The sequence below is a fragment of the Paenibacillus sp. FSL R5-0341 genome, from assembly GCF_037975235.1.
Classification (GTDB): Bacteria; Bacillota; Bacilli; order Paenibacillales; family Paenibacillaceae; genus Paenibacillus; species Paenibacillus amylolyticus_A.
Genome location: NZ_CP150241.1, coordinates 5,188,475 through 5,202,304 on the forward strand (window position 1 = coordinate 5,188,475; position 13,830 = coordinate 5,202,304).

Annotated in this window: 14 protein-coding genes; 4 read left to right on the top strand and 10 right to left on the bottom strand. The window is 47.0% G+C overall.

Annotation, left to right across the window (positions count from 1 at the left end):
* Nucleotides 1-169 precede the first annotated feature (169 nt).
* The gene (locus MKX75_RS23255) at nt 170-517 is read left to right on the top strand and encodes a hypothetical protein (protein WP_339167008.1); all 348 of its coding nucleotides are present in this window, start codon (nt 170-172) and stop codon (nt 515-517) included.
* A 155-nt stretch (nt 518-672) separates the two neighbouring features.
* On the opposite strand, the gene MKX75_RS23260 is transcribed toward MKX75_RS23255, so the two are convergent.
* From MKX75_RS23260 to MKX75_RS23290, 7 genes are all read right to left on the bottom strand, one after another.
* Nucleotides 673-1,212, bottom strand: coding sequence for a DUF4303 domain-containing protein (locus MKX75_RS23260; protein WP_339167010.1), 540 nt, complete (start codon nt 1,210-1,212; stop codon nt 673-675).
* Nucleotides 1,213-1,433: 221 nt separating this feature from the next.
* Nucleotides 1,434-1,658, bottom strand: a complete 225-nt coding sequence (locus tag MKX75_RS23265) for a helix-turn-helix transcriptional regulator (RefSeq protein WP_017692532.1) — start codon at nt 1,656-1,658, stop codon at nt 1,434-1,436.
* A 244-nt stretch (nt 1,659-1,902) separates the two neighbouring features.
* The gene (locus tag MKX75_RS23270) at nt 1,903-2,892 is read right to left on the bottom strand and encodes a YhcN/YlaJ family sporulation lipoprotein (RefSeq protein WP_339167012.1); all 990 of its coding nucleotides are present in this window, start codon (nt 2,890-2,892) and stop codon (nt 1,903-1,905) included.
* Between the two features lie 270 nt (nt 2,893-3,162).
* Nucleotides 3,163-4,176, bottom strand: coding sequence for a DUF4340 domain-containing protein (locus tag MKX75_RS23275; RefSeq protein ID WP_339167014.1), 1,014 nt, complete (start codon nt 4,174-4,176; stop codon nt 3,163-3,165).
* The gene (locus MKX75_RS23280; protein WP_145151479.1) at nt 4,173-5,567 is read right to left on the bottom strand and encodes a GldG family protein; all 1,395 of its coding nucleotides are present in this window, start codon (nt 5,565-5,567) and stop codon (nt 4,173-4,175) included. The genes MKX75_RS23275 and MKX75_RS23280 overlap by 4 nt, the downstream gene beginning before the upstream one ends.
* 4 nt (nt 5,568-5,571) lie before the next feature.
* The gene (locus tag MKX75_RS23285; RefSeq protein ID WP_062837857.1) at nt 5,572-6,288 is read right to left on the bottom strand and encodes an ABC transporter permease subunit; all 717 of its coding nucleotides are present in this window, start codon (nt 6,286-6,288) and stop codon (nt 5,572-5,574) included.
* On the bottom strand, nt 6,285-7,427 hold the full coding sequence (locus tag MKX75_RS23290) for an ATP-binding cassette domain-containing protein (protein ID WP_339167016.1): 1,143 nt from the start codon (nt 7,425-7,427) through the stop codon (nt 6,285-6,287). The genes MKX75_RS23285 and MKX75_RS23290 overlap by 4 nt, the downstream gene beginning before the upstream one ends.
* Nucleotides 7,428-7,663: 236 nt before the next feature.
* Here MKX75_RS23290 and MKX75_RS23295 point away from each other — a divergent pair, with 236 nt between their 5' ends.
* On the top strand, nt 7,664-8,737 hold the full coding sequence (locus MKX75_RS23295) for a glycosyltransferase family 4 protein (RefSeq protein ID WP_254847941.1): 1,074 nt from the start codon (nt 7,664-7,666) through the stop codon (nt 8,735-8,737).
* A gap of 64 nt (nt 8,738-8,801) precedes the next feature.
* Here MKX75_RS23295 and MKX75_RS23300 read toward each other — a convergent pair whose 3' ends face one another.
* Both MKX75_RS23300 and MKX75_RS23305 read right to left on the bottom strand, forming a co-directional pair.
* Complete coding sequence (locus MKX75_RS23300) at nt 8,802-10,286, bottom strand: DHA2 family efflux MFS transporter permease subunit (protein ID WP_062837860.1); 1,485 nt, start codon at nt 10,284-10,286, stop codon at nt 8,802-8,804.
* A 263-nt stretch (nt 10,287-10,549) separates the two neighbouring features.
* Entirely contained in the window at nt 10,550-10,909 is a 360-nt protein-coding gene (locus tag MKX75_RS23305) for a hypothetical protein (RefSeq protein WP_339167018.1), read from the bottom strand.
* 184 nt (nt 10,910-11,093) lie between these two features.
* Here MKX75_RS23305 and MKX75_RS23310 point away from each other — a divergent pair, with 184 nt between their 5' ends.
* Entirely contained in the window at nt 11,094-12,332 is a 1,239-nt protein-coding gene (locus MKX75_RS23310) for a glycosyltransferase family 4 protein (RefSeq protein ID WP_339167020.1), read from the top strand.
* Nucleotides 12,329-12,499 (top strand): hypothetical protein, encoded by a 171-nt coding sequence (locus MKX75_RS23315; RefSeq protein ID WP_167350959.1) that lies wholly within the window; start codon nt 12,329-12,331, stop codon nt 12,497-12,499. The genes MKX75_RS23310 and MKX75_RS23315 overlap by 4 nt, the downstream gene beginning before the upstream one ends.
* 509 nt (nt 12,500-13,008) lie before the next feature.
* On the opposite strand, the gene MKX75_RS23320 is transcribed toward MKX75_RS23315, so the two are convergent.
* Entirely contained in the window at nt 13,009-13,725 is a 717-nt protein-coding gene (locus tag MKX75_RS23320; protein ID WP_145151490.1) for a glycosyltransferase, read from the bottom strand.
* Between the last annotated feature and the right edge of the window lie 105 nt (nt 13,726-13,830).

Here is a 13,830-nt window from a genome sequence, read left to right on the forward strand (position 1 = left end):
AAATAAGAAAATTATTTTTATAACTTCATTTTAATCAAGACGATCCTGCAAATCAAGAGGAATTTAACATGACTTTCTCATTCATGCTGAACTTGTGGGTAGACGCTCGCCTCCTTGCTCCACATAGTGGATATCCTTTATATTGAAAATCGAGAGGGGCGCAATTCTAATGAATCGAAGACAACGGAAAAAGCTCATTCCTTCCATCTGGATTATTGCTACTAAACAAACAGAAGGACACGCATATTATGCCCTCTATGCTATCGATTGGAAACGAGGAGGTAGGCTGAGTTGGGAAGGCTGGAATCAGCTCGAAGACCTGCTGCAATTTCATATTCCGATCAAACGAAAAGCCGGAGGTCGGAGATCTTATTCCATGCCTGCCGCCAAAATAGCAAAAAGAGCACTGCATCTTCATCTAACTGAAGCACAATTTGAGGAATTGGAGCAGCTCTTTTATCAGCCATTTTCGAAGAAAAGATGGAGGATGTTCATACAACTGAATAGGAATCAATAAGTGTATGGATTCGGTTATTTCATTTTTACACGCTAAAAAAAAGCCTCTTCCCTTCTTTGGATAAAGAATAGGAAAGACTTTCGGGTTGCTACTACGATTCAATTCATTTCGATTCATTTCCATTCGAAGAAAGTTTCAACTCAAGTCAACTCGGTCTAATTCATGCCATCATATCGTTTTAAGAATTTGCTGGCTAAGCCGGGTACAGTCATGTGATGAACTGATTGATTTTCAATCTCCTCCGCCAGATCATCATCTGTGAGAGAAACGAAAAACGTAATGTCAGCTTTGGTTTGTCCATATCGGGCGAAAACGTCATTTGCTGTCTCATTCACAACTTTGGCGATGATTCGAATGATCTCATCCTTATACTTCTGGACATCTTCTGTTGCGTACAACAATCGGCTGATATGGTTAAAATGCGTCTCGTCGCCATATTGATATTCGGAGCAGCCCCATCTGTAATAGATCTCATCCTCCTCACTATCACATAGCCCTTGCTCTTTCATACTCAAAATATGCCCAGCAAGGGATTTCTCTGTATTTACCGCCAAAAACAGGGTAACCCAGTCACTGTCCGTTCCAAAAGCACAAGCATATACTTTTTCATGCTGCACCTTAGCCAGCGTTTGTTCCAGATCGGGTAGAAACCCCGCTCGAAATTGGTCTTCAAATTCATTTAAAAAACGGTCCACTCAGCTCATCCTTTCATTATTAAGATAAGGTAATTATCATTATGGTCTACTAAAATAATGAAAACAAGCGATGCGATGCTACGTTTCGGATCTTCCCTCAATTTATTGTTAACTCCCTCATTTCATGGTCAATAGCAGCAAAAAAGCCTTGCCCCATTCTTCATGACAAAGAATAGAGAAAGGCTTTCATGCTGCTACTTAATCCTAACTGTAATTCGCAACTAAATCTTCAGTTCTCCAAGCTTAATCAGCTCGACAACTGCCTGCGAACGACCCTTAACATTGAGTTTCTGCATCACATTCGAAATATGGTTACGCACCGTTTTCTCGCTGATGAATAACTGCCCTGCGATGTCACGCGTTGTTTTGTCTTGAACCAGTAATTCGAATACTTCGCGTTCACGGTGGGTCAACAAAAATTTGCTTTTATGATCGATACCCTTCAATGTTCACCCCTCCTTGCTCGGGTTGTGTTGGTGTAACAAGGTTAAGGGGATACAGTCAACTCATCTTATGTCAGGTCAAGGGCGTTGGTTCAGTTTTAGAAGAAAAATGGGCAGTAAACCTGTGATTCATTGTCCCAAGAGAACGTGTGCAGTTGTCTATATCTTTGAGATTATGTAAAACAAACATGCCCCTGCAGCGGATGTTGCCATCTGCGCAAAGGCACACTTGTACTTGTCAAAAAAACTACCGATTCATTCGGTTCATGACACCACCGTTGTGATTACGGTTCATCAGGCCATCGTCAAGGATACCATCACGGTGATTGGTATCCGTGCCGTTGGTCGGGAAAATGCGCTCTACCATCGATTGGAACGTATCGATCATGCCGCTGACAGGCTTACCATTACGAATATCTGTGGCATAGTTCTCAACATGCTCCACAAAATCCGGATTAGCTGATACATATACATTCTCGATATTCGGTGCAAACTGCTTGATTTTGGCTGAAATTTTACCCTTAATCTCAGCTGATGTGTTATCGTCCGAGCTATCTACACGTTGTCCTTCACTTTTCATACCATAATGACCATCGTCCGTCCCACGTGCTTTGCCGCTGTTTGTCAGACCACGCATCATGCCAACCGCGCCTGTGCCCATCGTGCCATAGATGCCACGATCATTGCCCATATGACTGCGATCCGTTGCTGAATTTGTATTCAGACCTGGCGCAATTCCGCTGGTGCTGTACGGAGACATGGTACCCGTACCGCCATTCACACGCATACCACCCATATCGTGATTCATGTTTCCACCACGCATGGTATCACTGGCATGATTGCGCATCGTTCCACCAAGCATACTCGTACGACCATTGGATTTGCTATCCAGCTTGCCTGAATGACCATCTGCCAAACGAACCGCGACATAAGCATTGCGATCCGTTAACATGACACGAGCGGATTTGACTTCCTTCATCTCCGTGATGCGTTTTGCCAGCTCTTCGCTGGATTTCAGGTCAGTCACATTATGCATGCGATAACTTTTCGCACGGATACCATCCATGCCATTCGTTTCCACACCATAACGGTTAATGCCGTTAGCTTGCTCACGAACACTTTGCGTATGAAGATTATTGGTATCCCGATTCGTGCCACAACCTGTCAAACCGGCCATTACAAAGATTGCAGTAGACAATGATAACGTAATAGCTGTTGCCTTTTTGACTGCTGGCATGTACTCATCCTCCAATGTATGTTGGTTTTGGTCACAAAGATAGGATGCGCTTCTGTACGTACCGGTATGCTGAAAGGATATGGTACCTTACCCTGTAGTTATGATCTTTTGGTTGTGGTCTTTGCTAATTGGTCTTGGGTTTTGATCTCTGGACAGTGAGGGCTTCACCTATATAATAAAAAAAACAGTGCTGCTTGTTCGCAGCACTGTCTCCATGTAACTTGAATTCAATTCAAGTTAGTTATATTCACTTATCTACTTTCAACTCACTCATTTTCCATCTGATGCGGAAGTCGTCGACTCATCTGCTGAACTCGATGACTCTTCTGAAGAAGTTGTTGATGCTTTAATCGTATCCGGGAATTTCTCGGCTTCCGTCAGACTCGTCGCATCCATGGCATAGGCCCACTGACCATCCGGCGTAATGACCCAGATCTGATCTGGTTCGGATGGTACGGTAAGTCCCCGATACACATCACGAACTTGTTGCCCATTTACCGTCTGTTCAACAGACAGGCTGAATCGGGGGACCGTATCCTTCAGCTCGGACGCTTTGCGCACATCATCTGCTGTCGACAGGTTTTTGATTTTGCCAATGAGCGAAACGGCATCTGTGGCTTCAATTGTTTTTCCATTCAATGTCCAGGTCTGCTCTGCCGCACCGTTCTCCAATGTTGATTTCAACATCCAAGTGGCTGCTTCACCTTCCCACTCCAGTGACCCCACATTCGTCTCATCCATGTTGAAAGGGGTGGTGTCCAACAGATCACGACGTGACAAGGCCATGTTGGTAATCGCCTCTGTCTGTACGGCAACTACGGGACCCTCATCTACACGCACATAACGTGCATCATCTGCTGGAAGCTGGCCACCAATAGCCAGTTTAACCTCCCGATTATCTTTGAGTTTGATCTCCAATCGAGTAGCACCTGTTCCTAACCCGTACTTATCCAGATCCGTCGGTGCTTCTTCCACCACCAGTTCCTGATTCGCACCACTCAGAGCATCCAGCCAGCTGCTTACACTGTAACCGTTGAGAGGATAGGCTTTCGGTTCAATCATCTGCCAGATGCCATTCTCAAGTGTCAAAGTCGAAGATGCTGCTGCACCAGATGTCTCCTCCGTTGTGTCATGTATCGTGATGGATTGAATATCCCCAGACTGAATACCAAGTAACTTGGCTTGTACCGCTTCTTCTTCCCGAAAATAATTTTGACTGGCCGCGTACACCCAGCCCACAATCAGTACGATAACCACCAGAATCGTTGGGATCCATTTTCTCATACCCGTCTGCGCCTCCACCATAAGAGTACACCGAGTATAACAAAGATGAGCGGGAACGCCACAATCGCCACAAAGAAGATCGTTCTAGCCTGTTCACCGTTCAGGTATGCCATCTCATAACCGGCTTGAACCCGTGGACGAATCGTCAATCCATCTTCTTTTTCACTCAAATAGTTCACTGTATTCAAAATAAAATCCCGATTGCCGCCATTCGCAATTTCCGAATCCTGCATGAAAATGGACGAGCCCAGAATAACTGCCTTCGGTTTACCATCCGTTGTATCGGCTGCATACCCCAATTCCACTGGACCCTGAATGTCCTCTTCGGCATCATTGGTCGTTTCATTTTGCAATAAACCGCCGATATTCGTCTCCCCATAACTGTCATCCGAAGAATGAATTAACGGGGAAAGGGTATATTTATCCTGTTCTTTGCTGGTCAGCGCAATCGACAGCGACAACATCGGATACAATTGGCTTGCAGCAAGTTTGTCCGTAATTGCATGCGTACCATACTCCGGCACGACCCAGAGCGGCCCCATCGTACTGGCTTGCTGATTATCCACCATGACCGCATGCTCATCTACGACGCCATAGTCAGCCATCAGGGCATCGATGTTTTTCCAACTCGATTTCATATCTTCCACAAATCCGAGGGATAATAACAGCTTGCCTCCATTACTCAAATAGGTACGAATGGCTTTCATTTCCGTATCACTGAGATCACGTTGTGGACCAATAATAGCGAGCACATCTGCATCCTCCGGAACCTTCCCGGCTTGATTCAGCTGCAACTCTTCCGTTTGCACATTATTTTGTTCCAAGGAGGATTGAAGTGTGGTCATCTGATCAAGACTCAACTCTTCATGTCCGGTCAAAAAGACCATTTTGTGCATTTCCGTGGATGACATATTCATGAGCGCCTGCGTCAGCTTTTCCTCACCTGTGAACTGATATGATCCGTCACTGCCGTCACCTGTCGCGGTGAACAGACTCGCAATATCAATCACTTTGTGTTGATCTCCCTGCTCCAGTACGATGGAGCTGCCTGTTATGCCGTATTTGGATGCCAACGCAGGTTCCTGCGTCAGATTATACTGTTTTAGCTTTAGCTTGCTGTTGCGTTTGGTATACTCCTCCACCATATCCGTGACCTCACGGTTCAGGACCGTGTTGTTGGCATTTTCGACGGTTAACACCAGAATGTTGACGTCGTCCTTCACGTTTTTGATCGCAGTAAGGGACTGGTCAGATAACGTGTATTGTTTATTCGAGGTCAGATCCAGCTGGAAGCCGCCAAGTGAATTCAGGAACAGTGTTAGCAAAATAAAGATGCCAATCACCGCTACAGACAGCACGGTACTGTTGGTATGACTTAACCATTTTTTCATCTTCTCACCTCCACCGCTTCCGTTCCACAATTTGAATGCTTAACAGCAGAAATACACCTGAAAGTGTGACATAGTACAAGATATCCGGCCCACTAAGCACACCTTTCATGAAGCTGTCGAACCGGTTAGTCAGGGCAAACGGGTCCAGCCACTGTTGCAAAGCAGATCCCGTATTGCCTGCGAATGAATCAAGCATCCACAAAACGAGCAAAATAATAAAACCAGCCACCGCAGACACCATCTGATGCTGGGATAACGTTGAAGCGAACAGTCCAATCGCCATCATGCTTCCACCCAGGAAGAATAACCCCAGCGCAGACATCCATACCGTAGTCATATCCAGTGTCCCATAGAACGACATGATGAATGGATACACCAGACTGCACAGGATGAGTACGACCAGAATGGCGAGAGAAGCGAGATATTTGCCGAATATAATTTCCGACACACGTGCCGGAGAGGTAAGCAACAATTCATCCGTTCCCTGTCTGAATTCTTCAGCGATCAAACGCATCGTCAGCAATGGTACAACAAACAGCAGCATGGACAACGTGTCTCCCAACACGAGACGATAATCGACAATGCTCGGCTGGTAATATACAAAGCTTGAATAGAACAACAGACTGGTCATCAGTACATATACAGCAAAAGCAAAATAGGACGTTGGTGACAGAAAATAAGCTTGCAGCTCTTTGTTGCATACCGCCATCATTCGTCTCATTTGGAGTCCTCCCCTTTACGAGAATGGGGCGAGGAATCCGCTGATGCACTCGCTGATGTTCCCAATACACTCGACGAGTCGATGTCCGAAGTTACGTCCTGATCCGTCTCTGCCCCAGCAACCTTATCCACATCTGCCAAATTCGTGTCTGTGTCGGTTGTCTCCGTTGTCGTCAGCTTCAGGAAGATTTGCTCCAGACTCAGGTTCTCCTTCTTCATCTCCAGTATCGGTAATCCTGCACCGGACAAAAGGTAGAACAGCTCTTCCCGAAAATCTTCCGCACTTTCTCCGGTGAGCAGCATTTTAACCGTATCCGTTGAAGCTGAAGTCAGTGAAGTGTCTTTGACGTCATTCGCATCGGACGTCTGAATGACTTCACTCCGCACCTTCTCCCATGGTGACAGCACATTATGTATTTGCTCCGCAGTGGCTTTTACTTCAATCGACACCTTGAACTGATCCCCTATCGCTGATCCGAAATGCTGAGGTGAACCATCCAGCACAAGTTGCCCCTGATTAATGATCAACATTCGATTACAGAGCGTGCTCACTTCAGGCAAAATATGTGTACTGAGCAGCACCGTATGGTTCTCGCCCAACTCTCGGATCAGATCCCGGATCTCGATAATCTGATTCGGATCAAGCCCCGATGTTGGCTCATCCAGGACCAGCAGATCCGGCTTGTGAATAATGGCTCCCGCCAATCCGAGACGTTGCTTGTAGCCTTTGGATAAACCGCGTACCAATTGTTTTTCCCGACCCTGAAGTCCCAATCTGCTAACCATCTCACTGACCCGCAGCTTGACCTCACGTGCCGGGACATCCCGCAGATTCGCTACGAATCTGAGATAGGACTGTACTGTCATATCCGGATAGAGCGGCGGTGTTTCAGGCAGATACCCAATCTTGGAACGAACACGCTGACCCTGCTCATGCACCGACACTCCATCCACCATAATGGAACCCGCGGTTGGATGCAGATAGCCCGTAATCATACGCATCGTTGTTGTTTTTCCGGCACCATTGGGCCCGAGAAACCCGACAATCTCACCACGTTCCATGGTGAAATCCAGTTGATGCACGCCACGCTGCCCTTCGTACACTTTGCTGACCTGTTTCACTTCGAGCACATCATTCATCCTTTCCCGTTAAAATACCCGTGCACCATCGTTTGCAATAGATGATGGGCACGGGAAGTTCCTTGTATCTTACGTGAGCTATCCTAGCCTCAGCTTAATGTCACTTAAAAGAAAGCTTAAAAATAATTGTCCAAAATGTGAACATTCACAGTAACACCCACACCCTGCGCTTAAAGCCAACGTAACATAGAGTACAGGAGAATGTGCTCCTGACCAAAAGTCAGAGGGTGAATCGTGTGAAAGTATTATTCACGTTTTATGTTCCAAGCGGTGGCGTGGATACGTTAAATCGACTGCGCACCGCGGTTCTGAAACGTCATGGCATTGAAGCGCACCTGCTGTATCTGAACACAGGCTCGGGATTGCAGAACAACAGTGATACGCCCATTTTCACCGCGTCCAGTGACGAGGATATCCATCATTTAATTCATACCCACCATTATGATGCTATCATTGCCACCTCAGACATTGCTATGCCCGGCCGCTTGCGAGGACTTGGTTATACAGGACGAATCATTTTTGAAGCGCAGGGACTCGGCACACGCGATCAGGCTCTGGAAACGATACAGATGGCAGTACCATACCTGCAAGCCCATTGCGATGCAGCCGTTTTGCCGCCCACAGACCATCTACTGGATATGTTCATTCATATCTGCCCTTGGCTGCATCGGTTTGTTATTCCCAATATGCTGGATACGGACACCTTTGCTCCCATCTTGGTGGATACCCCACCCTATCCCGTGCTGGCTTGGGTAGGACGACTCGAACACAACAAAAACTGGCGTGAATATTTAACCATATCCAGTGAAATCATCAAAAAAAATCCGAAAGCCAGACTATGGTTGTTCCACGATCCCACCTTGGCTAACCCTGAAGATGAAGTCATGTTCCGGCACATGCTGGCAGAATACGGACTCGAAGATAAGATTGGTATCTTTATCAATGTTCCCCATTCTCAGATGCCTGCCTTCTATTCCATGATCGCCGCTTCAGGAGGCATCATGTTATCCACTTCCCTGTTGGAAGGATTCGGTTATGCTGTCGCTGAAGCCATCTCTTGTGGCTGCCCGGTACTCAGTACAGACTCCGACGGTGTGCGTTCATTTATCACACATAATAAAACTGGGAAGTTCTATCCGATAGGCAATATCAAGGCAGCTGTCTCCGAAGCAAAGGACCTCATGAACAACAAGAAACTGCGTGAATATATCCGCATTCAGGGCAGACAGCATATGAGCTTGTCTTTCTCACCAGACCGATATGCCCTTTCATTTCGTGAAATGATGACTGCCTTGCGTATTTTTCAATAAAGGATCGCAAAAAGGCAGCTCAGAGAGATTCTCTGAACTGCCTTAGTATGGTTCTTAGGGAGTCTTAGTGTCCCATCATCATTGCAGGATCAGGCTTGTCGCCATTTTGAAGGTCTTCTTCCGGCATTGGTTTTGGTTTGCGCAGGATCAAACTGAGCAAACATCCGAACAATGCAATACAAGCGGCCAGGAAGAACGTATCATTGAAACCACCCACCAAACCATGAACGATAGCGGTCGGCTCTGCACTCGTTGTATTATCTGCAATTCTTGAAGTAAGGAAGCCCGTAAGTCCGGCAACCGCGAAAGACACGACCACTTGCTGTGCAGCAGCCGTAAGCGGTGTAACCCGTCCAACCAACTTGCGCGGTGCAGCATTCAATACATGCGTATTGAGCGGCATCATGGACAAGCCCATACCCAGACCCATCATGACCAGCGCCGTTATAATCAGACCAAGACCTGTCTCTGCCGTGATGGAGGACAGAATAAACAATGCTCCCGAGATAATTCCCAGACCCACGAAGGCCAGAGGTCTCGCACCAATTTTATCAAACAATCGACCGCCGAGCGGCATACCCACACCGGAAGCCAAAGCCTGTGGAAGCAGAATCAATCCTGTTTCCAGTGCAGTGTACCCTTTGATCTGCTGCAAATATAACGGGATCAGGATCATCGCACCGAACAGCGCCACTTGGGACACCCATGCGAGAACAATCCCCCGTGAGAAGTCAGATGATTTGAATACCCGAAGTTCGAGCAATGGATTTTGATGACGTAGTTCTACAATAATGAACAAAATGAGCGCTACGCCACCCACAATGACACCCGTAAGTGTTGTTGCAGATGTCCAGCTCGTTCCACCCTCACTCACACCGTAAGCAAGCATCGAGAACGCAATTGGCGCCAGAATCATGCCGAGCAGATCCAGTGCAGGCGTGCGTCCACGATCCGTATCAGGCAAGAACTTGATACATAGAATGAAAGCCGCAATACCGATTGGCAAGTTAATCAGGAAGATCCAGTGCCAGCTCAGTGATTCAATAAACCACCCGGACAACACCGGACCCAATGCAGGGGCAAGCAGCATGGGAATTCCTAGCATCCCCATGATGGAGCCTCTTCGCTCAGGAGGAGCCAGACGAAAGACCATCGCCATACCAATTGGAGCAACCATGCCTCCACCGAGACCCTGAATGACACGGTAAATGATTAATTGCTCAGGCGATTGGGCAATCGAGCATAATACAGAACCCAAAGTGAACATGGCAATCGTGAACAGAAATACTCTTTTGGCACCAAAACGGTCAGTTAACCAACCTGCAAGCGGAATAACCGCAGACAATGCCAGGGTGTAACCCGTAACCGTCCATTGGATGGTCTTAAGGTCCGTTTCGAAATATTGAACAAGATTCGGAATGGCCACGTTCACGACCGTGCTGTCCAGAATAACCATAATCATTCCGACGATAATAGCCAGGAGTGGCAGTATAATTGTTTTGATTGAAAACTCTGCCGGCTCCTGGGGAACTGCTGTTTGTTCTTTCACGTTCTCCACACTCTTTTCCGGCTAGCGGATCACAGGTTTATCCCTGCGTCTCACTCAGCCTATATTTACGACTAATTTCAAACTATCGTTTTAAACCGTCGTTTTAAACTTTTGTTTAATACTGATCTAATTTTAATGAAAATACCTTTGCTGTCAAGCTATTTTTTAGAGACAATTCCACTATGGATGCACCACAAAAAAATGGAACAGGCTCTTCCCTGCTCCACACGTTGGCTGATCATGCCTATTTAATTATGTCCATATCAATCTGCGAGCTTCATCATCTGATATTCTGACAGTATGCCCAATGTCTGACCGTGAATATTCCTGCAATACATCCGAATCACCAGATGATTCGGTGAAGAACTGTTGCTGATGATCCTCATTTCATAAGGCTCGGATGACACATCCAAATTATGAATGACCTGATTACCGCCCGCTCCCCCTGAACTGGGCCCGAGATGAAAAAGATGCCGGTACAGTTCTCCATGCCTACTGGCTCCACCAACAAATACATCCGTCCCTTCTTCGCCGCCGACATAGGCCAACTCCACATCCATGTACTTGACGGGAACAAATGTCTGTAGCAGATTCTCATGAATCTCAAGTAAATATACCGCCACTGTAGAACCCTCCTTCGGAGCATGAACCTTCCTGTTCATAGGATATGCTCCCTCTCGTCCATTGCCATTTGCATTCACCCATTTTCGAACATTTACACGGAAATGCCCGACCTTCCGGTCCTCTTTTTTCATAGAATAAAAGGATAGAAGCTCGGCCGGTGCAGGCCGTGACAAGGAGGTAGCTATGAGAGTTCTGCTCGTTACGTATTGGGAGCTTACACATATGGGTGGGATCTGGACATATGTTAAACAATTGGCCGACAGGCTGATGGCGCTTGGTGTAGAGGTTGATATCATGGGCACGAATGGTGCCAATAACGAAATATATATTCGTAATCTGAATCGTGCTTTCTCCAAGGATAAAGTGTGGCCCATGCTGCAAGCCAAGCTCAACCCAACCGATCTGCCACAATTCACAGCCGACTCTCTTCTTGCTTATTATGAATTGAATAGATATGCCTTCGAGATGGCTGCCGCTTATCTGGGAGTGGACCATTATGACGTCATCCATGCGCAAGATCCGGTAGCCGCCGTAGCGATAAAACGCATTTTGAACCGTAATGTTCCACTCGTTACCAGCTATCATGGAGCTCTTGCACGCGAAGCCTTCTACGATGCTCAAAATTCCAACCCGCAGCTTACCCTATCATCCTATTTGCAATCGAAACGCGGACGTTATTTTCTCTCATTGGAAGAACGGAGTGCGGCACAGTCTGAGCTCATTCTGGTGTCCAGTCACTGGATCAAGAGCACGCTTACAGAGCTTGCGGTTCCCGAATCAAAGTTTCGGATAATCCCCTACGCCGTGGACCTGTCAGCCTACCGTTCATTAGCAGCTACGAAGTTCCGTCAGCGGCCACCTGCAGGCAAAAAAGTCATTGCCTTTACCGGAAGGCTTGAATACATCAAGGGCGTTCATGTGTTGATCAAGGCTTTAGCCAGTCTGAAAAATAAACGTTCCGATTGGGTCTGCTGGATCGCAGGAGAAGGCAACCTGATCGATGAATTGCGGGCACAGGTCACGGCGGCTGGCATTGGAGCAGATGTTGTGTTTTGGGGCAAGCTGGACAATATTCCTTCCTTCCTGCGCCATGCCGACATTTATGTCCAACCCAGCCTGCAGGACACCCAGCCGTTCTCCGTTACGGAAGCGCAACTGGCGGGTGTACCCGTTATTGTCAGTGGTACGGCCGGCATGCCTGAAATGGTTGACCCTGGACGCACGGGGTGGGTCGTGCCTCCGCAGGATGTCGATTCGCTCCGCGAATTGTTGCATGCACTTCTGGAGGATGACGTTACCCGTAAAAAAGTAGGTGCTGCGGCCAAAGCCTGGGCCGAAGAAAACCGCTCACTGGAAGAGATGGGACTTCGTACATTACAAGTCTATCAAGAAGCCATTTACAGAGGAGGACTCACGATATGACGTTACTTGTACCTAGTGATTTGTACAATCGCTGGTTCTCGACCCCGGTTTCCACACCTCACATCGACGTGGATTACGCTGCAATGAATGAATTGATGAAGAAGCTGCCTAAAGGATATGTATTTCCCGATCCGGCATCGATGGCGATCATGAATTCAAAGGACTGAGGCTTCAATACAAGCCATATTCATGTAACATGCTTGAATATGAAACACGGGGTGTCCCATTTGTCATACGAATGACAGAGGACACCCCGTGTTCGTTTTACTGTGTTCTAACGAATCCAACACACGCTATTTGTTTCCTTTTACACAAGTCTGAAATGTAACGAATCACAGAGACGTTATTTCGTCTAATGTGGTCGATTTTCAGATTCGGAAGCCATTTTCGGAAGAAATAACGTGATAGAGATTCGTTAGAATTTATTTTTCATGGTAATTGCCCCAATAAGACGTGGCAGATTCGTTAGCGCTTGAAGCCATGGGAAATCCAGATCTTATTCATCTGTTGCCAACCTGGAATACATATTCAGATTGTTGAACTTTTCGCCTGCCCTTTAGCATGCGTCGGTGAAATGAAAAAAAGAGAGCATCCCATCTATAGCAAATTAATGCTGTAGACTGTACTCTCTTAATATTTAACACCTATTTCATTCAGCCCTCTTCGCCAAATCGATCTATTTCCAGTACCCACCAACATGTAGCAGATTGAGCAGCGTAGGTCGATGCTTATCCTGAACCCGTTCCATCTCGGCAACCAGTGCCTTGAAGTGACGTTTGGTTCCCATGGACTCATGCAATCGGTAGCACATCAGAGGTTCATTGTAATAGAACAGCTCATACATCGGAAACAGTCTCATCCACATCTCATAGTCATGGGTATAGCGAAAATCAGTGTCGAACAAGCCGAACCGCTCAAATGCCTCCATCTCTAGCATGACGGTACAGCCGTTGATCGGACAACCTTCGAGCAGTACCTGCAACATCTCCAGACGACTACCCACTTCCGGCTGCACCGTATCCAGCCATTCACTCTTCTCATTCACATAATGGTAGGCACCATGACAGAATGAAGCCTTGACCTCTCGCATAAACTTCAGTTGTTTCTCCACCCGGTCCAGCAGCATTACATCATCTGAACTGAGCCAGACAAAATATTCCCCTGTCGCATGTTTGATGCCCTCATTCAATGCTGTCGCGGTTCCACCGTTTTCTTTGCGAATATAGTGGATAGAATCCATGAATGGATGTAGCCGCTCCACGTGCTCGGTTGACCCATCATCCACCACGATCACTTCAATATGCGGATACGTCTGGTGAATGGCGCTGTGAACAGCCTGCTCGATATAAGCACAATTGTAGAAAGGAATGACGATTGATACTTTCGGCTCCATTCGGGCTTCCCCTTCCTCCGCTTGTCTCTGTGTAGCGATTGCTTTCTTCTATTATATGAAGATCAATACGATCGGTATCAGGCAGCTGCGGTGCTGCGGAAGCAC